The 25,362-nt window shown below is 70.3% G+C and carries 21 protein-coding genes; 5 read left to right on the top strand and 16 right to left on the bottom strand.

The genetic code is table 11. The annotated features are described in order from the left end of the window. Positions 1 to 135: 135 nt before the first annotated feature. From nudC to AB0F88_RS19710, 6 genes are all read right to left on the bottom strand, one after another. Complete coding sequence (gene nudC, locus AB0F88_RS19735; RefSeq protein WP_362685515.1) at positions 136 to 1,113, bottom strand: NAD(+) diphosphatase; 978 nt, start codon at positions 1,111 to 1,113, stop codon at positions 136 to 138. Positions 1,114 to 1,473: 360 nt separating this feature from the next. Further along, on the bottom strand, positions 1,474 to 2,091 hold the full coding sequence (locus tag AB0F88_RS19730) for a class F sortase (RefSeq protein ID WP_362685512.1): 618 nt from the start codon (positions 2,089 to 2,091) through the stop codon (positions 1,474 to 1,476). Between the two features lie 2 nt (positions 2,092 to 2,093). Next, the gene (locus tag AB0F88_RS19725) at positions 2,094 to 2,762 is read right to left on the bottom strand and encodes a hypothetical protein (protein ID WP_362685509.1); all 669 of its coding nucleotides are present in this window, start codon (positions 2,760 to 2,762) and stop codon (positions 2,094 to 2,096) included. 96 nt (positions 2,763 to 2,858) lie between these two features. Then, complete coding sequence (locus tag AB0F88_RS19720; RefSeq protein ID WP_362685506.1) at positions 2,859 to 3,521, bottom strand: response regulator transcription factor; 663 nt, start codon at positions 3,519 to 3,521, stop codon at positions 2,859 to 2,861. Positions 3,522 to 3,613: 92 nt separating this feature from the next. Continuing rightward, positions 3,614 to 5,002 (bottom strand): HAMP domain-containing sensor histidine kinase, encoded by a 1,389-nt coding sequence (locus AB0F88_RS19715; protein ID WP_362685503.1) that lies wholly within the window; start codon positions 5,000 to 5,002, stop codon positions 3,614 to 3,616. Positions 5,003 to 5,125: 123 nt separating this feature from the next. Beyond that, positions 5,126 to 5,542, bottom strand: a complete 417-nt coding sequence (locus AB0F88_RS19710) for a hypothetical protein (protein WP_362685500.1) — start codon at positions 5,540 to 5,542, stop codon at positions 5,126 to 5,128. Positions 5,543 to 5,719: 177 nt separating this feature from the next. On the opposite strand from AB0F88_RS19710, the gene AB0F88_RS19705 reads away from it, so the two are divergent. From AB0F88_RS19705 to AB0F88_RS19695, 3 genes are all read left to right on the top strand, one after another. Beyond that, complete coding sequence (locus AB0F88_RS19705; RefSeq protein WP_362685497.1) at positions 5,720 to 6,877, top strand: siderophore biosynthesis protein; 1,158 nt, start codon at positions 5,720 to 5,722, stop codon at positions 6,875 to 6,877. A 131-nt stretch (positions 6,878 to 7,008) separates the two neighbouring features. After that, a complete protein-coding gene (locus tag AB0F88_RS19700; protein ID WP_362685494.1) occupies positions 7,009 to 8,751 on the top strand; it encodes an IucA/IucC family protein in 1,743 nt (580 codons plus the stop codon). After that, positions 8,748 to 10,427 (top strand): IucA/IucC family protein, encoded by a 1,680-nt coding sequence (locus AB0F88_RS19695; RefSeq protein ID WP_362685491.1) that lies wholly within the window; start codon positions 8,748 to 8,750, stop codon positions 10,425 to 10,427. The genes AB0F88_RS19700 and AB0F88_RS19695 overlap by 4 nt, the downstream gene beginning before the upstream one ends. Before the next feature lie 47 nt (positions 10,428 to 10,474). On the opposite strand, the gene AB0F88_RS19690 is transcribed toward AB0F88_RS19695, so the two are convergent. The 3 genes from AB0F88_RS19690 to AB0F88_RS19680 form a co-directional block, all read right to left on the bottom strand. After that, positions 10,475 to 13,720 carry a penicillin acylase family protein gene (locus tag AB0F88_RS19690; RefSeq protein ID WP_362685488.1) on the bottom strand — a complete coding sequence of 1,082 codons (3,246 nt, stop codon included), beginning with the start codon at positions 13,718 to 13,720 and terminating at the stop codon, positions 10,475 to 10,477. Between the two features lie 236 nt (positions 13,721 to 13,956). Then, positions 13,957 to 14,844: a hypothetical protein gene (locus AB0F88_RS19685; protein WP_362685485.1), complete on the bottom strand. Its 888-nt coding sequence runs from the start codon at positions 14,842 to 14,844 to the stop codon at positions 13,957 to 13,959. 89 nt (positions 14,845 to 14,933) lie between these two features. Further along, positions 14,934 to 15,071, bottom strand: coding sequence for a hypothetical protein (locus AB0F88_RS19680; RefSeq protein WP_362685482.1), 138 nt, complete (start codon positions 15,069 to 15,071; stop codon positions 14,934 to 14,936). Positions 15,072 to 15,507: 436 nt separating this feature from the next. Here AB0F88_RS19680 and AB0F88_RS19675 point away from each other — a divergent pair, with 436 nt between their 5' ends. Next, entirely contained in the window at positions 15,508 to 16,311 is an 804-nt protein-coding gene (locus tag AB0F88_RS19675) for an SAM-dependent methyltransferase (RefSeq protein ID WP_362685479.1), read from the top strand. 51 nt (positions 16,312 to 16,362) lie between these two features. Here AB0F88_RS19675 and AB0F88_RS19670 read toward each other — a convergent pair whose 3' ends face one another. The 4 genes from AB0F88_RS19670 to AB0F88_RS19655 all read right to left on the bottom strand — a co-directional run bounded on the left by AB0F88_RS19670 (position 16,363) and on the right by AB0F88_RS19655 (position 20,698). Beyond that, positions 16,363 to 17,199, bottom strand: a complete 837-nt coding sequence (locus tag AB0F88_RS19670) for a carbohydrate ABC transporter permease (RefSeq protein WP_362685476.1) — start codon at positions 17,197 to 17,199, stop codon at positions 16,363 to 16,365. A 3-nt stretch (positions 17,200 to 17,202) separates the two neighbouring features. After that, the gene (locus AB0F88_RS19665; RefSeq protein WP_362685473.1) at positions 17,203 to 18,144 is read right to left on the bottom strand and encodes a sugar ABC transporter permease; all 942 of its coding nucleotides are present in this window, start codon (positions 18,142 to 18,144) and stop codon (positions 17,203 to 17,205) included. Further along, positions 18,141 to 19,430, bottom strand: coding sequence for a sugar ABC transporter substrate-binding protein (locus AB0F88_RS19660; RefSeq protein WP_362685470.1), 1,290 nt, complete (start codon positions 19,428 to 19,430; stop codon positions 18,141 to 18,143). The genes AB0F88_RS19665 and AB0F88_RS19660 overlap by 4 nt, the downstream gene beginning before the upstream one ends. Positions 19,431 to 19,528: 98 nt before the next feature. After that, positions 19,529 to 20,698 (bottom strand): aminotransferase class I/II-fold pyridoxal phosphate-dependent enzyme, encoded by a 1,170-nt coding sequence (locus AB0F88_RS19655; protein ID WP_362685467.1) that lies wholly within the window; start codon positions 20,696 to 20,698, stop codon positions 19,529 to 19,531. A gap of 62 nt (positions 20,699 to 20,760) precedes the next feature. Here AB0F88_RS19655 and AB0F88_RS19650 point away from each other — a divergent pair, with 62 nt between their 5' ends. Beyond that, complete coding sequence (locus AB0F88_RS19650) at positions 20,761 to 21,777, top strand: LacI family DNA-binding transcriptional regulator (RefSeq protein WP_362685464.1); 1,017 nt, start codon at positions 20,761 to 20,763, stop codon at positions 21,775 to 21,777. A 49-nt stretch (positions 21,778 to 21,826) separates the two neighbouring features. On the opposite strand, the gene AB0F88_RS19645 is transcribed toward AB0F88_RS19650, so the two are convergent. From AB0F88_RS19645 to AB0F88_RS19635, 3 genes are all read right to left on the bottom strand, one after another. Next, on the bottom strand, positions 21,827 to 23,020 hold the full coding sequence (locus tag AB0F88_RS19645; RefSeq protein ID WP_362685461.1) for a cytochrome P450: 1,194 nt from the start codon (positions 23,018 to 23,020) through the stop codon (positions 21,827 to 21,829). Between the two features lie 32 nt (positions 23,021 to 23,052). Next, complete coding sequence (locus tag AB0F88_RS19640; protein ID WP_362685458.1) at positions 23,053 to 23,760, bottom strand: helix-turn-helix domain-containing protein; 708 nt, start codon at positions 23,758 to 23,760, stop codon at positions 23,053 to 23,055. 397 nt (positions 23,761 to 24,157) lie between these two features. After that, entirely contained in the window at positions 24,158 to 25,258 is a 1,101-nt protein-coding gene (locus tag AB0F88_RS19635; protein WP_362685455.1) for a hypothetical protein, read from the bottom strand. Positions 25,259 to 25,362 lie beyond the last annotated feature (104 nt).

Raw genomic sequence — 25,362 nt, 5'->3', positions numbered from 1 at the left:
TCCGCTTCCACGGACACTGGGGCTCCCGTCCGCCGGGACGGCCTCCACCCGGACGATCTCCCGGACGGCCTCGCCCGGGACGGCCCGCCGGTTATGAGACCTCCCCGCGGCGGGCGTGGTCACCGGCGGGCGGGGTCACCAGTCGCCGGTCAGCGGTTCGCCGTACCAGGTCTCGATGAGCCTGCGGGCGATCGACACCTCGGACGGCAGGCGCACCTCGCCGCTCTCCGTCGCGGCCCGTAGCTCGGCGCGGCTGAACCAGTGGGCCTCGGCGATCTCCTCGGGGTCGAGGACGAACTCCGTCGACGTGGCCCGCGCGAAGAAGCCGAGCATCAGGCTGCGCGGGAACGGCCAGGGCTGGCTGCCCATGTAGCGCGGCTCGGCGACGCGCACCCCGACCTCCTCGGCCACCTCGCGCGCCACGGCGTGCTCCAGCGACTCGCCCGGCTCGACGAACCCGGCCAGCACCGACAGCCGCCCCTCGGGCCACTGAGGCCCCCTGGCCAGCAGGCACCTGTCATCGTCGTCGTGGATCAGCATGATCACCGCGGGGTCGACCCGGGGAAAGTGCTGGCTGCCGTCCTTGGGGCAGACGCGCACGTGCCCGCCCGCGCGCACCTCGGTGCCGCTCCCGCACCGGGGGCAGAACTCGTGGGTGGAGTGCCAGGCGTCCAGGGCGACCGCGTACACCAGCAGCCCGGCGTCCAGGTCGCCCAGCAACGACCCCACCTGGCGGAGCCCCGCGGTGAGGGTCTGGTCCTCCGCCGGCTCCGAGGGGGGCAGCGGGGAGACGATCCGGGTGAAGGAACCGTTGTGGACGCTGCCGGCCAGCGGCGCCGCCACGGCGAAGTAGGCGATGCCCTCGGCGTCGACACCGAGCAGGTAGCGCTCCCCCTCCGGCGCGTCGGCCGTGGGCAGCAGAACCAGCTTGACCTCTCCGCCACTGCGCCGGACCAGCGCCTGCCCGTCGTCGACGACCACGACCCTGGTCGCGGTGTCCGCCCAGGTCCTTTCGAGCCATTCGGCGTCGCCGCGAAGCATCGCCGACCGGTCGATGGCACTGCGCGCGAGCAGCAGCGGCCCCAACAGTCCTTCTTGTGCCGTGATCTCCACGCTGTTCCGCCTCCCCAACCGAGTGCACATACTATGTCGCCGGACGGGGCCCTCTCCGCCCTTCCCTGCTTACGGCCCTGCGTGAGGGCGGGAGTGGGCGGTACGCGTCCCAGCACATCACCGGCTTTTCCCTCCTTCCTCTCCCCGTCCCCGGTTCCTGGTTCCCGTCTCCTCCGGTCCGGGGCTCCCCGGGCTCTCCCGGCTTCTCCCGGGCTTTTCTGGGCTCCTCCGGCACGAGCCGGGGCGCGACGGGGGATCCGGGGGCGGGAACACGGACGCAGGCGCGGGCCCCGGGATCTCTCCCGACACCCGCGCCTCTCGTGGCACGCTCCACCCGGCCGTCCCCGCGGCGCCGGGCCGTCAGCTCGCGAACACGATCACGTTGTCACGGTAACTGCGCCGTTTGCGGTCGAAGGTCCCGCCGCAGGTGATGAGCCTCAGCTCGGCTCCCTTGGCGGAGCCGTACACCTGCCTGTCGGGGATCCGGCTCTTCGGGAAGCGGGCCAGGCGCCGGACGGTGAACGTCACCGTGCTTCCGTCGGCCCTGTCGACGTGGACGCGATGTCCCGGACGGAGTTTCCCGAGCCGGTGGAAGACAGCGGGTCCCGTCCTGGAGTCCACGTGCCCGGCGATGACCGCCGCACCGGCCTCGCCGGGCTCGGGACCGGCCTTGTTCCAGCCCACCCTGTCGAAGCGCACCGGGGCGACCAGCTTGTTCCTCGCGTCCAGCCTCAGCGCGATCACCGCGGTGGAGACCCCGATCGCCGGGACGCGGAGCCGCACGGGGTTGGCGACCTCACCCCTGGCCGGAGGTCGTACGACCTGGGCGGCGGTGGAGGCCGTGGAAGCCTCGGAGGGCATGGAGGCCGTGGAGACCGTGGAGACGCTGTGCGCGGCGACCTCGGTGGAGCACGCGGTCATGGCCACGAGGGCGGAGAGAGTGGAGAGAGCGGTCACGAGGGCACCGGGAGTCCGCACGGTCAGCTCCCCGAGGTGAATCGGCGGCTGAACCAGAAACCGCCACCCGCCAGCAGCCCGGCACCGGCCAGTCCTGCCGGCACCCAGAGCGGCACGCCCTCCTTCTCGGCCGTCCCGCCGAACCCGGTCTCCACGCCACCGGCCGGAGCACGGTCATCGTCATCGTCGCGGGATGCACCGCCCTGACCGGTGTCCACACCACCGGCCGGGGCACGGTCATCGTCATCGTCGTCATCGCGCGACGCACCACCCTGACCCGTGTCCACACCACCGGCCGGAGCACGGTCATCGTCATCGTCGCGGGATGCACCACCCTGACCCGTGTCCACACCACCGGCCGGGGCACGGTCATCGTCGTCATCGTCGTCATCGCGCGACGTGCTGCCCTGGCCGGTTTCCACGCCGCCCCGGGGGAGGTCGTCGTCCCGGTCGCCGGCGGGTCCGGCTCGCCGGTCGTCGCGGTCGTCGTCACCACCGTCGTCGTCATCACCACCTCTGTCGTTATCGTCGTCATCGTCGTCGTCATCGTCGTCCGCGACGTTGGTAACCGCCGTGGGCGGAGCCGGGAACGCGGATGCCTGGGCCGCCGGGATACCGGCGAGGACGCCGGTGGTCCCGAGGCCGAGGGTGATCGCGATGGCGAGCAGGGTCCGCCGTAGTACCAGGCTCATCTGGCCCTCCTGAAAGTCGTTCCGCACCTTCTGTGCGGATGACTCCAGATTTCCGGTGGCCGGTGGACCCACCATGAGCGCGGGATGAGAGGACTCTCACTGAACCCGCAGGCGGTAGCCGGACCCCCTGACGGTCTCGATCCGCTGGTTTCCCAGCTTGCGGCGCAGGTAGCGGACGTAGACGTCCACCACGTTCGAGCCGGGGTCGAAGTCGAACCCCCACACGTGGCTGAGCAACTGCTGGCGGGTGAGAACCTGGTCGGGGTGGCGGCAGAAGATCTCCGCGAGGGCGAACTCTCGGGTGGACAGGTCGACGGAGCGCTCGCCCACGTGGGCCCGCCGGGTCCGCAGGTCCAGGGCGAGGTCGCCGACGCGCAGGACGGTCGTCTCCGGGACGCGTTCCGGGCGCAGGCGGAGCCGTACCCGTGCCAGCAGTTCCTCGAAGGAGAAGGGCTTGGCGAGGTAGTCGTCGGCTCCGCCCTCAAGACCCGCGACGGTGTCGGCGACGCTGTCGCGGGCGGTGAGGATGATCACTGGGATGGTCGCCATCTCCTGCCGGAGCCGTCGCAGGACCGTGAAGCCGTCGCTCAGCGGAAGCCCGATGTCCAGGATCATCAGGTCGAAGCGACCGGCGCGGGCGTACTCGTACGCCGCGACACCGTCCGCGACGACGGTGGTCGTGAACCCGTTGCCTCTCAGGCCCTTCTCCAGGAAGGACGCGATCCGGCCCTCGTCCTCGGCTATCAGGATGCGGTTCACCCTCGGCTCCTCCTCGGGGGACTGTCACGGTCGTGCCTTCCACACCGCGCGGCGTGGAAGGACACGTCGGGGGTTCTCCTCGTACGAGGACATCAGTGCTCGTACGAGAGCGTCACGGGGATCTCCTCGTACGGGAAGGAGATCAGGAAGAGCGCCCCGCCTCCGTCGGCCTCGCGGACCTGCGCGGTGCCCCGGTGCGCCTCGGCGATGGAGCGGACGATGGCGAGGCCGAGCCCCGCGCCGTCGTGCGACCCGGTGCGGTTCGCGCCCCGGACGAAGCGGTTGAAGATCCGTTCGCGATCCTGGGCGGGCACGCCGGGGCCGGTGTCGCGCACCCACAGCTCCACCCGGCCCTCCCGTACGGCGGAACCGACCGCGATCAGGTCGCCGGGGCCGGTGTGCCGCACGGCGTTCGCCACGAGCTGGATCAGCGCCTGGGTGAGGCGCTGCCGGTCGGCCGTGACCCGTTCCTCGGCCACCTCGTCCACCCGCCAGCGACGCTCTCCCAGGGCGCGGGCCTTGGCCACGACCTCGACGGTGAGATCGGCGAGCTCGACCTCACCGAGGGTGAGGAAGCCCGGCTGCTCCGATCTGGCGAGCATGATCAGGTCGTCGACGATCCTGTTCATCCGCCCCAGCTCGTCGGTGACCAGGGCCAGGGTGGCGGCCCGCTCCTCGGGATCGTCGCCCATGAGCTCGAGATGGCCGCGGACGACCGTGATCGGGGTGCGCAGCTCGTGCCCGGCGTCGTCGAGGAAGTCGCGCTGCACGGCGAAGGCGCGCTCCAGCCGGTCGAGCATGTGGTTGAAGGTCGCCGCCAGCGCCGAGACGTCGTCGTCGCCGGAGACGGTGAGGCGCCGGCTGAGATCGCCGGAGCCGCCGATCCGCTCCGCCGTCCGGCGGACCAGCCGCACGGGGGCGAGGACCCTTCCCGCGACGAACCATCCGCCCGCCCCGGCCAGGAGGAGCGCCGCCAGCGCGGTGAGGCCGAGCACGCGCACCGCCTCGACGACCTCGCGGCGTTCGAGGTCGTAGAAGACGATGGCCACGAAGGCGCCCTCCACCTCGCCGTCGGCGATCACGGGTGCGACCGCCCAGCGGACGAGCCCCGCCGTGCTGGGGGCCCAGTCCCAGGTGGGTTCGGTCGCGGCGGCCATCCGCGCCACCAGCGCCCGGTCGGTGTCCAGCACGGCCGGGGGTTCCGCGTACGTACGCCAGCGGACCTTCCCGTCGAGGATCACGAAGAAGGTCTCGTGGCGGTCGGGCGCGTTGATCTTCAGGTACTCCTCGAGCAGCGCCGGCGGGGAGGCGGTCGAGTTCTTCGCGTACCAGTGGAGTTTCTCCACCTCGTTGGCCAGCTCGGCGTTCACCCGGTCTTCGAGCCTGACCAGCAGGATGGTCCAGGTGGCGAACACCGAGACGCTCAGGGCGAGGGCGACGACCGCGAGCGTCCAACCCACGATGCGGGTCCGTGCGCTCACCGCCCGGCCGTCGCCTCTGCCGCCGCCGTTCCGGCCGTCCCCGTTCCCGCCGCCGTCCCCGTCGTCCCCGCCTCAGCCACAGTCGTGGTCTCAGCCGTCGCCGTCCCCGTCTCAGCCGCAGTCTCAGTCGTCGCCGTCATCGCCGCCGCCGTCGTCGCCACCGTCATCGTCGTCTCCTCCGCCTCGCGGCGGCGGTGGGGGCTGCACCCGTTCGGCCCGCTCCCTTCCGGCCAGGCTCGACGCACCGGGCTCGCCGGAGGTCGCGGAGCCCGGAGGCGTCCGGTCGTCCCGCGCCTTCTGATCGCCGGGCGCCCCGGAGTCGTTCGAGGCTCGCGGGCCGGCCGGTGCCGTGGAGTCTCCGGAGGGCCGCGGCTGCGCGGTGCCCGTCCCGGCCGTCTCCTCGCCCCGTTCCCTGTCGACCACGACGGCCTCCCCGAGGCTGCCCGGGCTGCCTTGGACCAGCATCACGACCGCGAACATCGCGACCGCGGTGACGAGTATCCCGATCACCATGCTGACGGTTGACGTCCTGCGGCTCATGGCGTCCACGCTAGGCGCCGCCATGGGAGATGAGGCTGGGATGGAGATGAGAAGACTCTCATCATCGGGCGACACGGACATGTACTGTCAATAGGCCGATCGCCTCCGCGTGCTGATCGGCCTCAGGCTAGGATCGCCGAGTTAGGTTAGCCTTGCCTGATATCGGGGGTCCCTGCATTGCGGCTGTACCTCACCGCGCTCAAGCCGACCGACTCGGTCACCGACGGCTTCCTCCCGGCGGCGCGCGCGCTCGGCTGTGAGGTCACGATCCTCACCGACCGCCCCGAGCGGTACCGCGACTCCGGGGCGGAGGTGCTCCGCTGCGACGTGCGCGACGCGCGGGCCGTGATCGACGCCGTCGCGCACCACCACGTCCCGGACGCGATCTTCTCGAACTCCGACCACATCCAGGCGGAGACGGCACTCGCCGCCGCCTACTTCGGCCTCCCCGGCAAGGACTGGCGGGCCTGCGTCGACACCAAGAACAAGGCGCTCACCCGGCGGCGGCTGGCCGCCGCCGGAGTCGAGACCGTCCGTTCCGCGCGGCTGGCACCGGCCGACCCACCGCCCGCCGACATGCCGTTCCCGGCGGTCGTGAAGCCGCGCGAGGGCGTGGCCAGCGAGGACGTCGTGCTGGTCCGTGACGCGGGCGAGCTCGCGACGGCCGTCGCGGCCATCCGGGACAGGCGGCCGGGAGAGACGCTGGTCGTGGAGGAGTATCTCGACGGGCCGCTGCACACGATGGAGACCCTCGGCGACGGCGAGCGGATCAGGGTGCTCGGCGGTTTCCGCACCACCCTGGGACCGCTGCCGCACTTCGTGGAGGAACGGCTCGACTGGGAGCCGCCTCCCGGCCGCGACCACGTGCTGCGGGCGCTGGAGGCACTGCGGGTGGGGTTCGGGGCCTGCCACACCGAGTACGTGATGACCCCGGCCGGGCCGCGGATCGTCGAGGTCAACTACCGGGTGATCGGCGACCACTGCGACTTCCTGCTGGCGAGCATGCTGGACGCACCCCTGTTCGAACTCGTTCTCAGGGTGCATCTCGGGGCGGAACCGAAGCTCCCCGACCGGGTGGAGGGGCACGCGACCGCGCTGAGCCTGGTCGCCGACCGCCCGGGGACCGTGGTGAGGTCCCCCGGGACGATCGCTCCCGCGCCCGGCGATCCGGTCCGGATCTGGCACCGGCCGCTGCGCGCCGTGGGTGACCGGATCGACCTGAGCAACACCAACCGCGACTACATGGGCATCGTCCGCGCGATCGGGCCCGACCGGGCACGCGTGGACGCGGCCGTCGCGGCCTTCACCGCGGAGAACCCGTGGGTGATCGCATGAGCCGGGAGTCCACGGGCGACCGCGTGACCCGGGAGTCCACGGGCGACCGCGTGGGCAGGGGGCCCGCAGGCGACCGCGTGAGCCGGGATTCCACGGGCGACCGCACGGCCCGGGGATCCACGGGCGACCGCGTGAGCCGGGGATCCGCGAGTGGCCGCGTGATCGGCGCGGGCCCCGTGAGCGGGCGGGAACGATACCTCGCCACCCGGGTGCTGAACGCGCTCCTGCGCGAGGACTACGGCGGCCTGGCCGGGCGGGTGACCCGCAGCAAGGACGGTGTCGCGCTGGTCCTGCCCGGGGGCAGGCGGGTCCGGCTGACCCCCGGCTCGCTGTTCCAGGACTTCGTGGCGGCCCCGGAGGAGGCACTGCGCCTGGACGAGGTCCTGGGCGCCCTGCGGGAGATCTCCGCCCCCGCCGACGCCGCCGGGGTCGAGTCGTTCGTCACGGAGTGCCGCGAGGCGCTGCGCGCCCTCGACCTTCACGACGTCCACCGCGAGGAGGTGCTCGCCAGGCTGGACGCCACCGTCGCCGTGCGCCCCGCCGCTCGCCCCGGCCCCACGCGCACGCCGGACCAGGGCCAGGGCCAGGGCCAGGAAAGCGGGCATACGGCGGACGGCGGGAGGGGACGCGACGGCATGTGGTACGAGACGCTGGCCGCGTTCGTCGATCACCCCGTCTACCCGACGGCCCGGTGCCGGACCGGCCTGTCCGACGAGGATCTGACCGCGTACGCGCCGGAGTTCGCGCCCTCCTTCGAGCTGCGCTGGGCCGCGGTGCCGCGGGAGCGGCTCACCGGGGCGGAGCTGCCGGGGGCGCCCGGATTCCCCGCCGTCGGCCTGGCCGCGGAGCTCGCGGAGACCCACGTGCTGTTCCCCGTCCACCCGCTGACGGTCCCCGCGGTCGAGGAGATCCCCGGGACGGTCGTGGCCCCGCTGGCGCGCCTGGAGGTCAGGCCCACGCTGTCGATGCGCACGGTCGAGATCGCCCCGGGCACGCACCTGAAGCTGCCGCTGACCACCAGCACCCTCGGGCTGCGCAACCGCAGGTCGCTCAAACCGGACACGCTCGCCGACGGGGCGCGGGCCGAGCTGCTCCTGCGGGCCATGCCCGATCCGGAGGTGCTCCTGGCCGACGAGCAGACGTACGGGCACGCCGGGCACGAGTACCTGGGCTGGCTCCTGCGCCGCCACCCCGCGGGAGAGGTCGTCCCGGTCGCGGCGCTGACGGCGCCGCTGCCGGGGGGCGGGCTGGTCGTGGAGGAGCTCGCGGAAAGATGGTCCGGCGGGGACGTCGCCCGGCTGCTCGGCCGGTACCTGCGGGTGCTGTTCCGCTTCCACGTGCGGCTCTTCGTCAGATACGGCACGGCGCTGGAGGCCCACCAGCAGAACCTCTCGCTGGTGTTCGGCGCGGAGGGGACCGCGGGCGAGGGGGGCGTGCGGCTGCTCGTCAAGGACAACGACGGCCTGCTGACCTCGCCCGACAGGCTGAGGGACGCGGGGCTCGCGGTGCCGGACCTCACCGACGCGCGGATGTTCACCGACGACCCGCACGCGCTCGCCGACGTGTTCGTGACCATCACCCTGCACCTGGCCGCCGCCGCCGTGACGTTCGGCGCGCTGCCGCCGCCGACGGCCTTCGAGCTGGTCCGGGGCACGCTCGCCGAGGCGCTCGACGCGTACGGGGAGGATCCGATGGCCAGGCTGCTGCGGGCCAGGACCCTCGACGCCGCACGGCTCGTCGGCAAATCGATGATCACCGCCGGGACGCTGGTGGACAAGGCGCGCACCGGTGCGCGGGACGTGAACAAGTTCTACGGCACGAGCGGGCCGAACTATCTCCGCCAGCCCTCCCAGATCACGCAAAGGACGACATGACGAGCCTCGCCCTCGGCTCACCCTCCGCCGTCGCCGTCGCCGTCGCCGTCGCCGAGGAAGCCTCGGTGTCGGCGCTGCTGCGCTGTTGCGTAAGGGAGATCGCGGGACCTCGCGGGCAGGTCGGGTACGAGGAACCGTACGTGCTGCTGCGCGTCGCGGGCACCCGCCTGCGGGCGCGCACGCACGGCGGGCTCGCGCTGCGCTTCGAGGGGCGGCCCGAGTGGCTGGAGAACGACTCCTGGCAGCCGCTCTCGGCGGACCTGCTCGTCCGGCTGGTGGAGACCGAGCTCGGCGAGAGCGAGGGCGAAGGCGAAGGCGAGCGCGAGGGCAACGACGAGTTCGGCGCCCAGGTGGCCGCGAGCAGGGACGCCCTGGCGACGTTGATCGCGGCCCGGCGGGAGGTCCCGCCGCCCGCCGACCCGTGGCTGGCCTCGGAGCAGGCGCTGGTCTTCGGGCACCCGTTCCATCCCAGCCCGAAGGCACGCGGCGGCGCGGGCTGGCTGCGTTACGCGCCCGAGGCGCACGCGAGTTTCCCGCTGCGGCTGCTCGGGGTCAGGGACGACGTGCTGGCCGAGGCGGGCGACACCGGCGCGCTCGACGAGCTCGGCCAGGCGCCGCCCGGCTACTCGCTGCTGCCCGCGCACCCGTGGCAGCTGGAACTGCTCGCGGCGGACCTGGCCGCGCCGCTGGCCGACGGCCGTCTGGTCGACCTGGGAGACGGCTCCCGGACGGCGGTTCCCACGTCGTCGGTCCGCACGGTCTACGAGCCGCTGATCGACCGGTGCCTGAAGTTCAGCCTGGACGTGCGGATCACCAACTGCGTGCGGAAGAACTCCTGGTACGAGCTGGCGGGCGCGGTCGAGCTGAGCCGTCGCCTCGAACCGGTGTTCCTCGACCTGGCGGCCGCCTTCCCGGGCACCCGCTGGCTGCCCGAACCTGGCTACCGCTCCGCGGAGCTGGGGACCCGGCTGCTGGAAGGGCTCGGCGTGATCGTCCGGATGGGGCCGTGGTCGGTCTGCAGGCCGGGGGTGACCCCGCTGCTGAGCGGCGCGCTGGCCGCCGGACGGCAGGGGGCCGGCAGCGTGCCGGGCGACGTGCCGGTCCTGGCGGATCCGGCACCGGGCGGCGCGCCGACCATGGCCGGGTGGCCGGTGGCCGATCCGGCGCGCTGGTGGCGGGCGTACGTGGAACGCGTGGCGCCGCCGGTGCTCGACGCCTACTTCGGCCACGGCGTGGTGCTGGAACCCCACCTGCAGAACGTCCTGATCGGCGTGGACGCGGAAGGGCTGCCGGTGGAGGCCGTCTTCCGCGACCTGGAGGGCACGAAGCTCGTCGCCGGGCGGCACGACCTGTCCGGGCTGCCCGGCCGGGTCGCCGAGGCGCTCACCTACGACGCGGCCTCCGGCTGGAACCGGGTGGTCTACTGCCTGATGGTCAACCACCTCGTCGAGATCGCCGCCTCCCTCGCGGGGACCGGGTCCACGCGGGAGCTGTGGGCGGTGGCCGGGGAGGTGCTGGCGGAGTACGCGGCGTCGCGCGGATGGCCCCGGCCGCTGTCGGACCTGCTGTCGGGGGCGCCGCTGCCGGCCAAGGCCAACCTGTCGGTCCGGTGGGCGCGCTCGGCGGACCGTTCCGCGGGGTACGTGACGGTCGCCAATCCGCTGGCCACGGCCTGAGCGGCGGGGAGGGCGGTGACGGTCACCGCCCTCCCCCACCCTCCGTGTCAGCGGGGATAGACCTCCAGCTCGTAGAGGGAGTAGCCGTGCGACGTGCCGCGCGTGACACCCTGCATGCGGACGTAGCGGGCGCTGGTCGGGCTGAACCTCACGTTGTCCACGCCCCCGTTCCCGGTGGTGGTGGAGTGGACGGTGGTCCAGGTGGAGCCGTCGGTCGAGGTCTGGATCGAGTACGCGGCCCCGTAGGCCGCCTCCCAGCGCAGCAGGACCCTGGCCACGGTCGTGGCCGCCCCGAGGTCGACCTGGAGATACTGGTTGTCACTGGACGAGCTCGACCAGCGGGTGGTCGGGTCGCCGTCGACGGCCCTGCTCGCCGGGTAGAAGAGCTGGGTGCTCGACGCCCTGGCGCTCTTCCCCTCCGCCACGTTGGCGATCGCGTCACCCCGGCGGGCGGGGAACGACACGACCTGCTGGTAGGTCGGCCGGTTCTGCCAGGAGATCAGCGAGTGCGTGATCCCGCCGAGCGGTGAGTGCTCGATGGCGTCGGAGCACCACTGGTCGCCCGCCGAGCACACGTCGTCCGCCGGGTAGGTCGTGGTCGCGGGCTCGGCGAGCGCCGCCGCCAGGCTTTCCAGCAGGACGGTACGGCAGCCGGCCACCGTGCCGTCCCCGCAGTACCTGGCGGGCAGCGGCCCGGAGACCGGGTCGCCGAGCACGCTCCTGAGGTCCTTGCTCACGTAGCCCCACCAGCCGTACTGGAACGCCGACCCCTTGTGCGCCTGGGCCTCGTTCGCGGAGGTGGGCAGGGTGGACAGGTCGCCCTGCTGGTGGCCGGAGGGCGACTCGTTGATCTGGATGGCGTTGACCACCGACTGGTAGAGGCCGTCACCCAGCCCTGGCCTGAACTGCGCGCGGACGAGCTTGGGCCACCACGCGTCGAACGCGCGGATCGCCTCGGCGTGGGCGTACGCCCTGCTGCCCGGCGAGGTCTCCAGCCTGCGGGAGCCCGCCGACGTCCAGGCCGACAGCTTGGCGACCGCCGAGGCGAGGGCCGGGTCGGTCACCGCCGCGCTGTTGACGACCCTGAGCAGGTCGGGCAGGACCTTCTTGCCGCGCAGGTCGGTCACCGCGGCGTCGGCCACGATCCTCGTGGTGCCCGCCCGGTCGAGCTTGCCGCTTCCCGACAGGGCCGCCTTGATCGGGGCGTCCAGCAGGTCGACCCGGTGGACCGGCCCGAAGCTGAAGTTGCCGTCGGCGGCGCCGTAGTCCTTGGCCTGCTTGTTGTTCCAGCTGACGAAGTAGTCCTGGTTCACCGCCTGCGGGTGGGTGGCGGGGGCGGTGTAGGTCGCGGTGTTGGCGGCCGGGTCGTAACCCGCCCACTCGTGCGCCGCGTCGGCCGTCATCGGCAGGTTCGGGTCGGACACCGCGGACCTGACCGGGGTGTCGCCCGACATGAAGTACGCCGAGTCCCTGGAGTTGACGTAGAACCAGTTGAACGCGAAGCCGATGGTGGAGGCCGAGTTCGTGAACGCCGCGGGGTCGCCCATCTGGGCCGGGTCGTTGAACATCTGGAAGCCGATCGCCGAGTCGACCTCGTGGTGGTACGTCGACCGCAGCGTGGTGAAGGCGGTGGGCTGCCCGCCGACGGTGCCGCGCCAGCTCACCAGGCCGTACTTCGTGCGCTGGACGACGAGGTCGTAGGAGCCGCGCGCGGTGGAGTCGGCCACGGTGGGCTTCCACGAGTTGGTCTTCCTCAGCGTCTCCATCTCCGTGCAGACGCCCCGGTAGAGGTAGTGGTCGGACGCGGTGGTGACCGCGCCGCCACCGGGCGCGCAGAGCTGGAGGGCGTAGGTGTCGGTGATGTCCTGGCCGCTGGAGGTCGCGCTCCAGGCGTAGTCGGTGCCCCGGCCGAGCAGCACGTAGAGGTTGAGCCCGGCGAAGGCGGCGCCGCGCGCCCGGATGCCGGGTCCGGAGAGCTCCTGCAGCATGAGCAGCTGGGGGGCGAAGTAACCCGTCTGCGGGCCGAACACCGCGACGGGGTTCCCGGTCGACGACTTGGCCGCCGAGACCACCACGGCGTTGGACATGCCGGGCTTGGAGTTGTCGACGAGCAGCCCGTCGAGCACGCCCTTCTGAGCCGAAGCGGCGGACGAGGTGGCGGAGCCGGTCTCGTTCGCGGTGATGTCCACCGGCGCCGTCGACGGGTCGGGCAGGACGACGCCGGTGGCCCCGGCGGGCGCGCCGCCGAACGGGAAGCTCTGCCCGTTGTGCAGGGTGAGCGTCGTCTCCGGGTCGTTCTGCGCCCGGAACGCCGACCAGACCTGGTCGCCGGCCGCCGTGCCGTACTTGGCGCGGGCCGCGACCCGCACCAGCGCGGACTGCATCTCCGCCCCGCCGCCGCCGCCGAACAGGCCGCCGATCACGCCGGAGATCGCGACGAGGTCGGTCATGGTGAAGTCCACCGGGCCACCCGCGTTGGTGACCGCGTCGAGGTGCCCGGTCAGGACGTACTCGCCGGGGCAGTTGCGGTCCGCCATGCAGCGGTCGATGTAGGCGTTGACACCGGCGATGTAGTTCTGCACGTCGGTGTAGAGCTGCGCGCCCCGGGGGCCGGAGTCCCTGACCCTGTTGATCTGCGCCTGCAGGTCCGCCTCGGTGTACGGGGAGTTGCGCCACGCGCTCTGCTCCAGCGCCCGGTTGCCCGGCGCACCCCCGGCGAACGGGGTCAGCTCGCCGCGGCCCACGTGCCGCATCAGGTCCATCACCCACAGGCGGTCCTGCGCGCCCGCGTACCCGGCGCCGAACATCGTGCCCTCGCGGGTCGTCCCGGTGATGTGCGGGACCCCGGTCGCCCGGTCGCGGACGATCGTCACGTCCGAGCGCGGGCTCGTGGTGCTCTCCACCTGTCCCGCGGGGACGCCGAACGAGGCGTCGTTGAAGAAGTCGGCGATCTGGTCGTTGGTCAGGCCGGTGTAGCCGGACAGGAGGTTCGCGTACCTGCCGAGCTGGTCGTCGCTGTGCCTCGGCTTGGTGCCCAGGGTCTGGTGGGCGAGGATCCCGGCCAGGGTGGCGTTGCCGTTCTGCCCCGGGGGCAGGATGTCGGAGCACTCGCCGAGGCAGTAGTCGTCGGGAGGGAGAACGGCCGCCGCCGTGGCCTCGGACGCGGTTCCAGACGCGGTTTCGGCCACGGTTTCGGACGCGGTGGCGGATGCGGGCACGACGGGGGATGCCAGCGCGAGGACCAGCGACAACCCGGAGGCCGCCGTGATCACCCGCCGGAGACGTGCATGCATTAGGAGGGTCCCCTAAACATGAGTCTTACTCGGATGGTGAGAGGAACATACGTTCCGCCCAACACCGAATCAATGGCCGCTGTGATAATCGCCCGTACCACTTGTGACTCGTTGTCAGAGGGGCCGGTCGGCCCTCTCGTGGAGCCGGGAGGCCGGGGCCGGGTCCGCACAACCGACGGCGGTCCCGGAGCGGGAAACCTCCCACGAGCCGCTGCCGAGGCCGGACCTCCAACGGCTCAGTCCGGCTCCGGGGCCAGACAGGTCCCGGTCTCGTGCACCTGGTCCGGCGGTGGGGGGTCGACGAGCACGTCACTGCCCCAGCCGGTGAAATCGACCTCGATCACGGTGCTCTTGGGCTGGTCGTTCTCAGCCGTGGGATAGGTCGAGGTGAGGTGCACCCGACGGGGAAGCCGGTCCGGTCCGACCCACAACCGCCAGGAGACCCGTGGCAAGTCGTGCCATTCGCGCAACCGGGCGACAACCACGGGGTCGTCATGCAAAGTCGCGTCGCCGAACTCCCCCAGCGAGCCACTCCCGGCGTGCACGACGGTGGCGACTCCGTCGATGGCCTCCCCCGACGAGGGAACCGGGGCCGCCAGTTTTCGCAGCACCTCAGGTGAGACGAGGTCGCGTACGCCGAGTGAGCCGATGGCGCGCGACAACCGCTCGCACTCGGAGTCGCGGCTGTGAAGCCAGGACCTGCCCGCGGGAACGTCCTGCCGGTCAGCCCGGTGTTCGTAGGTGCCGGAGCCCGCGATCGTGATCGTCCTGGTCATCATGAAGGACAGGTCGGTCGGGACAACGCTTTTCAGCTCATCGGGGACGTTGGTCCGGTAGTAGGTCGTGGTCAGGTCGGAGGCGGTCGCGCCGAGGACTCCAGCGGTACGGCTCTCGCTGTATTCGCCGATGTCGACCGGCACGACGAAGTCGTCCTCCGCCGGAGGGGTGAACGCTTTCTCGCCGTAGTCCAGGCGGACGAGCCTGGCGACCTTCACACCGGCCGAGCCCTTCATCCGCTGGGTCACCGCCTCGGCGGGCGTTTCCGCCGTGACCGCGCCGCCGCCTCCGCAGCCGGCCGTCAGGGCGAGCATCCAGACGACCGTCGCGACCCTCGGTGAAACCACCCGGTGATCATAAGGGTCGTCCGGCGAGACCTCTCCTCGCACACCTGCACGGCATCGCTCCCGGGGCTTTGAGGATCCTCTTCTGGACGTTATCTCCGGTAAACCGGGAGGACGAAGTTGTATCCGGCGGCGCTGTGGGAGCCGCCGACCGGGCAGCGGCCGTGGTCCGGGTAGCCCCAGAAGAACATGCCGTAGCAGTTCGCGCAGAACCGCCACTTTTCCTGCACCGCCCGTAGCTTGGACCCCTGGGCGGAAGCTGGAGCGGCATACGCCCCGGCCACTGCGGCTCCGACGAGACCAGCTGTCACGCCGAGCGTCTTGGACAAGAAGGCCCGTCGATCCGAGGTTTCCATGTCGGCGCGCTGATGCCCATCTTCCGACGTATTTAGGACATTCATCCTCATTCCTCCTGCTGTGGGTCTGTACGGACGGAACATGCCACCGAGGAGTCTTCTTACGCTAAGTGTTTGTTTGGGTGCATATAGTAGTCAATCACTGGAGCTGGCGTGTTGCGCTTGCGTCTGCACCGATACTGCACATCCCCCGACCCCCTCTGTCCGGATAACCGGGGGGTCAAGGTAGTGATCGCCCCATCTCGCTACCAAAACGCGAAAGACTCTCTAAGATCAAACCCAGACAAACGCTGGAAAGTCTGGAGAAACCGTGGATGATCAGGCTTCGCCGGCCGGGGTCGACCCGAGCGTGCCCAACGTCGCCCGGATGTACGACTACTACCTGGACGGCAAGGACAACTTCGCCGCCGACCGGGCCGCGGCCGAGCAGATCCTGAAGCTCTTCCCCGACACCCGCGACTCCGCGCGGGAGAACCGGGCGTTCCTCGCACGCGCCGTACGCCATCTGGTCGAATCGGGTGTCCGGCAGATCGTGGACCTGGGCTCCGGGTTGCCCACGCGGGGCAACACGCACGAGATCGCGCACGAGAGCGCGCCCGACACCAGCGTGGTCTACGTGGACTACGACCCCGTCGTGTGCACGCACAGCCGGGCGATCCTGGGCAAGGGCGACAACGTCACCGTCGTGCAGGCCGACGTGCGTGACCCGGAGACGCTGCTGGCCAAGCTTCGCGAGCACGTCGACTTCGACCGGCCCGTGGCGTTCCTGCTGCTCGCCATCCTGCACTTCGTCCCGGACGAGAACCCCGACGGCGCGGGCGCGTACGAGATCATCGAGCGGCTGCGCAAAGCGAGCGCGCCGGGCAGCCACCTCGTTCTCAGTCACGCGATCGACCCCAGCGCCGACAGCACGCCGGAGGCACTGGAGGTCTACAAGCGGGCCACCGAGGCGCTGAGCCTGCGCACGCACGACGAGATCGCCCGCTTCTTCGACGGCTACGAGCTGGCCGAGCCCGGCCTGGTGTTCCCCCAGGACTGGCGTCCCGTCGACCCGCCCCTGTTCACCGACCGGAACACCTCGATCGGCTACGTCGGGGTGGGCCGCAAGCTCTGACCGTCACGTCCTCCCGGCGTGTGACGTGCCGGGAGGACGGCACGGGTGGTGTCAGCCCTTGACCGCGCCCGAGGTCAGCCCCTCCACGATGTAGCGGCGCGCGAAGGAGAACAGCACGAGCGTCGGGATGACCGAGACCACCGTCGCGGCCGCCATCGGGCCCCAGTCGATGTCGTACTGCGTGATGAACGAGTTCATCGCGACCGGGATGGTCTTGGTCTCCTCGCTGTCGATGAAGGCGATCGCCAGGAAGAGCTCGTTCCAGCACTGCACGAAGCCGAAGATGAAGGTGGCGGCGATCCCGGGCAGCATGACGGGCACCACCACCCGCACCATCGCCGTCAGCCGCGAGCAGCCGTCGACCATGGCCGCCTCCTCGAGCGCGGCGGGGACCCGTTCGTAGAAGCCGCGCATGATGATCGTCGAGAACGGGACGAGCATCGCGACGTAGACGAGCATCAGCCCGCTCAGCCGGTTGAGTAGGTCGAACCCGGACATCATCAGGTACAGCGGGCCCAGCGCGATGAACAGCGGGATCATCTGGGTGACCAGGTAGGCGAGCATGAGCGCCCCGCGCCCCGGGAAGTGGAAGCGCGCCAGCACGTAGCCGCCCAGCACGCCGGTCGCGGTGACCACCGCGGCCGAGACCAGCGAGACGATCAGGCTGTTGCCGAGATACGTGCCGAACGAGGCGAAGGAGAAGAGCTCACGGTAGTGGTCCAGCGTGGCGTCGCCGGGGAGATAGCGCAGCGGCACCGCGAAGATCTCCGAGGTGGGCTTCAGCGAGGTGACGACGATCCAGTAGAGCGGGAAGACGGTGATCAGCAGCCAGACGCCGAGGACCACGGCCTTCGCGATCCGGGCGGGCAGCGGGGCCGGGCGGTTCACGGGTCAGTCCCTCGCCTTCTCGAACCGGGTGGCGTTGAGATAGAAGATGCTGAACGAGAGCAGGAGCCCGAGAACGAAGATCCCCACCGCGCCGGCCTTGCCGTAGTCGCCGTTCTGCACCTGCTCGATGAGGTAGGTCGTGGCGATGTGCGTGCTTCCCGCGGGGCCGCCGCCGGTCATCGAGTAGATGAGGTCGGGGAAGTTGAGGATCCAGATGACCCGCAGCAGGACGATGAGCACCAGCGTGGTCCGGATCGCCGGCAGCGTCACGTGGCGGAACTGCCGGAAGCGGGAGGCCCCGTCGACGTCCGCCGCCTCGTACAGCTCGCGGGGCACCGACTGGAGCGCCGCGATGATCATGATCGCGAAGAACGTCACGCCGTACCAGACGTTGGCGATGATGATCGAGGCCATCGCCCAGCCGGGCGAGGAGAGGAAGGGGATCGGCTCGTCGGCCAGGCCGGTCTTGATCAGCAGGTCGTTGACGACGCCGAACTCGCCGTTGAACATCCAGCGCCACAGCAGGCCGATGAGGAAGCCCGACATGGCCCAGGGGAAGAAGACCCACGCCTGGTAGAGCCCGCGACCCCGGAAGTGCCTGCGCAGCAGCAGGGCGAGCCCGAAGCCGAGCACGAGCTGGAACACCACGGACACGGCCACCCAGATGCCGGTGTTGGCCAGTGCGGTCCAGAACTGGTCGTCGCCGAGGACGGCCCGGAAGTTCTCCAGCCCGGCGAACGGCGTGGAGGTCAGGTCGAACAGGTTGTAGCGCTGGAACGCGAGCACGCCGCCCCGGATCATCGGGTAGTACGTGAACACCGCGACGAACACGACCCCGGGCAGCAGGCAGAGCGCGATGAAGCGGGCCCGCCTGGCGTCGAAGACGGGCCGGGCCGCACTGCCGGTGCTGCCGGCGCCCGGCCCGGTTCTTTCCGCCACCGTCACGAGGTCTTCTTCTTCGCCTGGTCCGTCCAGAACGCGTCCCAGGCGCCCAGGACGTCCGCGGCCGTCTTGCCGCCGGTCAGCAGGGACTGGATGTCCTTGTCGGCGGCCTGCTGCCACTCGCTCCAGCCCGGGTAGTCGACCGGCCGGATCGTGATCACCTGCTGGGCGTCCTGCTGGGCGTCCAGGTACGCCTTCCACGCTCCCTGGGAGAACTCGGGGTCCTGCTCGGCGGCCTTGGCGATCGGGATGAGCGAGTTGCCCTTGGCGAACTTGATGCTCTGCGCGCTCTCGCTGAGGAACTGGACGAGCTTGGTCGCCTCGTTCCTGTACGTGCTGAAGGACGTCACACCCCAGCCGGCGTACCCGACGGGCTGCAGCGCGTACCCGCCGGGACCCTTCGGGATCGGCGCGGCGCTCCACCCGTCCTCGGGCACGCCGCTCTCCTGGATCGTCTTGATCACTTCGGGGTCCTGGATGAGCATGCCGGTGACGTTGGAGGTGAAGCCCTGCACCATCTCCGGGAAGCTCCACGAGACGGAGTCGGCGGGGGACGCCTCCTTGAACAGCCGGACGAACAGGTCCATGGCCTGCGCGGCCTCCGGCGTGGACCAGATCGTCTTCCCGTCCTTCAGGAAGAAGGACTTCTCCGGGTCCACCTTGTCGCCGTTGAAGGCGCTGACGATCAGGACGGCGTAGTCGAAGCCGCCCTTGCCGCCGCGGAAGGAGTATCCGTAGCGGCGCTTGCCCTTGTCGGTGAGCCGCTTGGCGGTGTCGTGCAGCTCCTGCCAGGTGGCGGGCGGCTGCGCGACGCCGGCCTCGCGCAGCCAGTCCGAGCGGTAGAAGAGCACCTTCTCGTAGAAGCCGTAGGGGATGAGGTACGGCTTGCCGCCCACCTCGACGGCCTTCTTCTGGGCGAGCTCGGTCAGCTCGCCCCAGCCGGACCAGCCCTGCGTCGGGAGCTCGGCCAGCCAGCCGTTGTTGGAGAACGACTTGGCGGTGTGGTCGCGGACCTCCAGGACGTCCACGCCCTTCTTGGTCTGCAGCACTTGAGTGATCTTCTGGTCGGCGCTCTCCAGGGGCGGCGAGATCAGCTCGACCTTGACCCCCGGGTTCTGCCGCTCGAAGTCGGTGATCAGGCTCCGCAGCAGCTTGGTGCGGTCCGGGCTGGTCAGGCTCTCGATCATGCGCAGCCTGACCGTGCCCGCGGCGTCGTCGGCGCCGCAGGCGGCCAGTGTCATGGTCAGCACGCCGACCATCAGGGCGGCGAACCTGGGGGGTGTTCTCATGGTCTCCCCAACGGGGTTGGCTCAACGGAGGGCAGTGCTTTTGACAGCGCTGTCACAACTCTGGATGACGGGGATGCTACGGAGCCCTCAGTGGTCCGTCAAGACTTCTCCAGGGCGTTCGCGAGATCGGCGATCAGCGTGGCGGGGTCCTCCAGGCCCACCGAGAGACGGACCAGTCCCACCGGGATCTCCATGGTCGCGCGCACGGAGTCCAGCGTGGTGAGCGCCGGCGCGTTGACCAGGCTCTCGTAGCCGCCCCACGACACGCCGATGCGGAAGTGCCGCAGCGCGTCCACGAACCGGCCGACCTCGGCGACGTCCTCGGTGTCCAGCTCGACGCTGAAGACGCTGGAGAAGCCCGTCATCTGGGCGCTCGCGAGCTCGTGCCCCGGATGGCCAGGCAGTCCCGGGTGGTTGACCGCCCGGACCGCGGGGTGCTTGACCAGGAACTCCGCCACCCGCAGCCCGCGTTCCTGGTGTGCCGCCATGCGGATCGGCAGGGTCCGCAGCCCCTTGATCGCCTTGCTCGCCTCGTGGGCGGACAGCGCGGCGCCGTACAGCTGGTACTCGGTCAGCGCCAGCGGCCTGACCAGGCGCGCGGGGCCCGCCACGACGCCGCCGACGAGGTCGCTGTGGCCGCCGATGTACTTCGACAGCGAGTGCACGACCAGGTCGACCCCCATCGTGAGGGGCTTCTGGAAGATCGGCGTCGCCCAGGTGTTGTCCATCACGGTGGTCAGGCCGCGGCCGCGCGCCCACTCGGCGAAGGCGCGGATGTCGATGACCCCGTAGCGCATGTACGAGGGCGACTCCAGGTAGAGCATCCGGCTGTTCGGCTTGACAGCGCTATCAAGAGCGGCAGGATTATCGGTGTGCACCGTCGTATGCGACACCCCGAACTTCTCCAGGTAGCGGAGGAACTGGGTGGTCGGACCGTAGACCGCGCCGAGCACGATCACGTGGTCGCCGGCGGAGACCAGCGAGGAGATCGTCGCGGCGATGGCGCCCATGCCGGAGCCGAAACACTTGGCCCGCTCCGCCCGCTCCAGCGCGGCGAGCTTGCGCTGGAGCAGGTCCACCGTGGGATTGGTGCCGCGCGAGTAGACGTAGTTCTCGTCCTCGGCCGCGAGGCTCCCCGACAGCGCCCCCGCCGTGGGAAAGGTGAACAGGGAGCTCTCGAAGACCGGCGGGTTGACCGCGCCGAGCATCCAGGGTTCGTCCTCGCCGTACCGGCTGCAGATCCAGTTGTCGTCGATGTGTTCGTACATGACTGCGCAAGGTACAACATGTTCCGGAAGATCAGTTCGACCAGTCCGGGAAAAGGATGGGGATGAGCCCTCGCAGGACCACGATGGCCGACGTCGCGCGCCACGCGGGGGTCAGCCTCAAGACGGTCTCCCGGGTGGTGAACCAGGAGCCCCACGTACGGCAGGACGTGGTGCGACGCGTCCAGGACGCGATCACGACGCTGGGGTTCCGGCGCAACGAGGCCGCCAGCCGGCTGGCCAGGGGCGGCTCGGTCCTCACCCTGGGCCTGGTGATCGAGAACATCTCCAACGAGTTCTACTCGCGGCTCGCCAAGGCCGTGGAGTCGGCCGCCTCGGCGCACGAGGCCCTGGTGGTGTTCGGCAGCTACGAGGAGCGGGCCGACCGCGAGGTCATGATCATCGAGACGATGTACGGCCGGGGCGTGGACGCCATGGTCATCGTCCCGACCGCCGGTGACCACGCCTGGCTGGCGGAGTACGTCGCGAGCGGGCTCACCGCGGTCTTCGTCGACCGCGTGCCCGAGGGGATGGCTGAGGTGGACGCCGTGCTCCTCGACGCCGGCGCGGGCGGCCGGATCGCCACCGAGCACCTGCTCGCGTACGGCCACCGGCGGATCGCCCTGATCTCGGACAACGACCCGTTGAGCTCGGTGCACGCCCGGGCAGAGGGACACCGCGCGGCGCTGCGCGCGGCCGGGGTCGCCGTGGACCCGGCACTGTGCGTGACCGGCGTGTTCGACCCCTGGCGGGTCGAGCAGGAGGTGCGGCGGCTGCTCGCGCTGCCCGATCCGCCGACCGCGTTCTTCGCGACCAACAACCGCGCCGCGCTCGGCCTCGTACAGGCCCTGCGCGACCATCCGGGTCCCCGCCCGGCCTTCGTCGGCTTCGACGACTTCGAGATGGCGGGGGTCCTCAACCCGGGGATCACCGTGATCCGCTACGACGTCGGCCGCCTCGGCAGCGCGGCGGTGGAGCTCCTGCTCGCCCGGCTGCGGGATCCCGCGCGCCCGAGACAGCAGGTGACGGTGCCGGTCGAGCTCGTCGTCCGCGGTTCGGGGGAGCTGCCGCCACCGAGGTGACGCCCGGGCGGGCGGTGCCGCCCGGGCGTGCCCGGTGGAACGGCCTCGTTCAGGAACCGGAGGTGAGCAGCGGCAGCTCGCGCACCCCGGTCATGCCCGGGCTCGGGATGAACCGCGGCGGCTCGTCCGGATCGGTGCGCAGGCGAGGAAAGCGGTCGAGCAGGATGTCGAGCGCGACCCTGCCCTCCAGGCGTGCCAGCGGCGCGCCGATGCAGAAGTGGATGCCCCTGCCGAAACCGAGGTGGGGGTTGGGGTCGCGGGCGGAGTCGAAGACGTCGGGGTCGGCGAACTGCCTCGGGTCGCGGTTGGCCGCCGCGATCCACACCATGAGGAACCGGTCGGCGGGGATGTGCTGCCCGCCGAGCTCGACATCGGTGTTGGTGACCCGGCCGACGGCCGCGAACGGGCTGAAGAAGCGCAGGGACTCCTCGATGGCGGCGGGGATCGCCGACCGGTCCTCGCGGGTCCTGGCGAGCTGCTCGGGATGGGCGTCCAGGCACAGCACCGTGTTGCCCAGCAGCATGGTGGTGGTGATGTGCCCGGCCACGAGCAGGATGTTCGCGAAGTTCACCACCTCGGTCCGGGTGAGACGCTCGCCGTCGACCTCGGCCTCGACGAGTTTGGTGAGCAGGTCGGCGCGCGGCCGGCGTCTGCGCTCGTCGGCGTGCTCGCCGATGTAGTCGGCGAGGTGCTTGAACTGCTCCATCGCGACCTCGACGCTGCGCTCCTGCTCCTCGCTCCGGTTGACGAGGGAGAACTGCTGGGTGTTCTCGAACATCTTGTCCACCCACTGCTTGAACAGGTGGCGGTCACTGCCGGGCACCCCCAGGAGTTCCGCGATGACGATGACCGGCAGCGGGTAGGCGAGGTCGGTCACCAGCTCCAGGCGGTCCGGGTCGGCCACCTCGTCGAGCAGGTCGCGGGTCAGCGCGGCGATCCGCGGCTCGAGGTCCGCGACGACCTTCGGCGTGAAGGCGTGGCTGACGAGCTTGCGCAGCTTGCCGTGCATGGGCGGGTCCATCTGCGTCAGGATGCCCTCGCCGGCCGGCTCGACGTCGGGAACCACCCGGCCGGTGTCGGAGGAGAACGTCTTCGGATCGCCGAGGATCCGCAGCGTCTCGGGGTAGCCGTAGACGTTCCACATGCCGGTGGCGGCGTCGAAGCTCACCGGCTGGTCCGGGTGCCGTCCGCGCAGCCAGAAGTGCCCCTCGTGCAGGCCCCATGTGTCGGCGATGGTGGTCATGGTCCGCCTTTCTCGTCGGGACGGGTCCGGGGTCAGCCGGGCTCGTGCGTGCGGTCGTGCGCGTAGATCCAGGTGCGGTACGGCGGGATCAGGGCCTCGAAGACGGCGATGACCTCGGCGGCGGCCTTGGCCAGTTCCTCGGGCCCCGGCGGCTCGGGCGGCTCGAAGGCGTGCCTGACCATGAACGAGATCGACTCGGCCCTGGCCCGCGTGTCCACCTCGACGCCGATCAGGTTCGCGGCGTCGTGCAGGTGGAACCCCAACATCATCGCGCTCAGTGTGTACGACAGGTTCGGGACGTCGTCGCGGAACAGGCCGTGCCGGATCATCAGGCCGTAGAACCGCTCGGAGGCGAGCAGTTCCTGGCTGTGCAGAAAGGCGTCGGCGTACCTGTACCGCCCCTGCTGGAGGTATCCCTCGGACAGCGCCCGCAGCACCGGCCTGTCACCGACCATGAGGAAGGACTCCGACACGAAACGGTGCGGCAGCAGCATCGCCGGATCCCGGCGCAGCCCGTCGAGCAACTCCTCGACGTACGAGATGGACTCGCGCAGCAGCACGGCCTCGAACAGCTGCTGCTTGGTGCGCCAGTGCAGGTAGACCGTGCCCTTTCCGATGCCCGCGAGCTGGGCGATGTCCTCGATCGTCACCTTCCGGTAGCCGAGGCGCACGAGCAGTTCGGCGGCCGCGTCAAGGATCCGGTCGGCGCGCCCGTCGGCCTGCCCTGCTCGCTCCGCCACTCCGGCACCTCTCGCTCTGATCCCTCTGACTTCATGACCAATTATGAAATCTGGTCAACAAGTCAGAGAGTAGACCTCCGTCCGGGAGTGGACAAGCTCCGGCTCGGGTGCGGTCATCACGCCCCGGGCGTCCCGCACACGGCCGTGCCGCTCTTCAGGAGTGCCTCGACGACCCGATGCGGCCGGTACGGGGCCCCCGCGGACGGGCCACCTTCTCCTCACCCATCGACATCTCCCGCTCTTCCTCCCCGTACGCCAGGTTGCCGGACGGCGTTTGCGGCAGTAATCCGTGGTGGGGGTCAGGCTGGGCGGCCTCAGGCGCGGGAATCCTGCGCATTGCCCGATGAGCGCGATTTCACAGCGCGCACTCGGCGAATCCGAGCGGCGTAGTGGCGACTTAGGTACCGCACAGGTCCGTGGTGGTTGTCGCCATCTCCAGCGAGTGGAGGGAAATATATCGCTGCCTTTGCGTGAATGCCGAGCCTCGACCGGTTTCCACGTGCGGCAGCGACATCGGCAGCCGACGATGGGTCGGATCACCATGACGAGTGAGCAGGAACACCTGATATCGACCGTCGGCCCAACCTAGCTTCCGGCTCTGATCGATGACTTCGGCAATTTTCCGATCATTCCGATCATCAGCCGTCCGGAGGCGGGAGGCCTCGTCGGCCGTCCATTCCACGTTATCCCGGCGGTGAAGCACTTTGGGAACGTCCCACTTGATCTCACGGTCCGCATAGAATGCGATACGGTCAATCGGCCTGAATGTACGCCCTGCCTGACACACATATGCACGGCACTGTTCGTACAACGGCCAGGCGTCTTTGGCCGCGACGACCACTGTGTCCTGGACTTCGACGGGACGTTGCGCATAGGCGGCCATCACTTCGTTTCGCCGCTCCAGCCATGTCGCCACATCCGCATTGATGTAGCCTGCGAGTTCGAGAATTTGGCGAACTTCGAAGGGGACATCAACGTTGATCATTGAGTCGTGATGCGCCAAACGGTTCCTGAACTTTCGCACTCTTTCGACTGCGGTGGAAACCTGCTTGCGCCGGCCGGACGAGTTGGGGAACGCCTTGTACAGCGATTCGCGCCATAGTTCCTCGTATTTTGGCCCAACAAGGCCCGCCCAGAAGCCAAAGCTGAGGTTGGCGACGATCTGATGGCGCGATTCCTTTCTTTGCGGCCGCAACCGTTCGCGCACGATTGTGACCGCCTCGGCGACATGTTCCCCACCGGGAGTGGGCAGCAGGAACCAAGGAATTCCGCATGACTCTTCCCGAAAGTGCGCCCGGAGGTTTTTGTCTAGGGCATTACGGAAAAGAACTTCGAGGTGACCGACGATTTCGAACGCGGTCGCGGCCGTTCGGGTGCTCCACTCGTACAGTGCGAGCGCATCCCGCTTGTTCTGGCCCGCCAATTCCAGATAAGGAGCCATTCGTGGCTCGGAGAGCATATTCCAGACGGCAGCGACGTTGTCATCGACGTGTGGCACTCGGTGATGGTATCGTTATTACGAACGCCCCAGTGCCGCCTCTGATGCAAGCGGCCTGGGGCTTTTCCTTTTCGCGAAGTCGCGGGCCATGCCCTCCGGGCGGG

The organism is Streptosporangium sp. NPDC023963, from assembly GCF_040639135.1.
Classification (GTDB): Bacteria; Actinomycetota; Actinomycetes; order Streptosporangiales; family Streptosporangiaceae; genus Streptosporangium.
Note: the sequence above shows the minus strand (reverse complement) of the source record. Positions and strands in the feature narration are given on the sequence as shown.

What these genes read in the sequence shown, in the direction of transcription:
- AB0F88_RS19725 (WP_362685509.1), bottom strand. Translation starts at nt 2,762, where the DNA reads ATGAGCCTGGTACTACGGCGGACCCTGCTCGCCATCGCGATCACCCTC.
- AB0F88_RS19660 (WP_362685470.1), bottom strand. Translation starts at nt 19,430, where the DNA reads ATGAGAACACCCCCCAGGTTCGCCGCCCTGATGGTCGGCGTGCTGACC.
- AB0F88_RS19690 (WP_362685488.1), bottom strand. Translation starts at nt 13,720, where the DNA reads ATGCATGCACGTCTCCGGCGGGTGATCACGGCGGCCTCCGGGTTGTCG.
- AB0F88_RS19650 (WP_362685464.1), top strand. Translation starts at nt 20,761, where the DNA reads ATGAGCCCTCGCAGGACCACGATGGCCGACGTCGCGCGCCACGCGGGG.
- AB0F88_RS19710 (WP_362685500.1), bottom strand. Translation starts at nt 5,542, where the DNA reads ATGAGCCGCAGGACGTCAACCGTCAGCATGGTGATCGGGATACTCGTC.
- AB0F88_RS19655 (WP_362685467.1), bottom strand. Translation starts at nt 20,698, where the DNA reads ATGTACGAACACATCGACGACAACTGGATCTGCAGCCGGTACGGCGAG.
- AB0F88_RS19695 (WP_362685491.1), top strand. Translation starts at nt 8,748, where the DNA reads ATGACGAGCCTCGCCCTCGGCTCACCCTCCGCCGTCGCCGTCGCCGTC.
- AB0F88_RS19645 (WP_362685461.1), bottom strand. Translation starts at nt 23,020, where the DNA reads ATGACCACCATCGCCGACACATGGGGCCTGCACGAGGGGCACTTCTGG.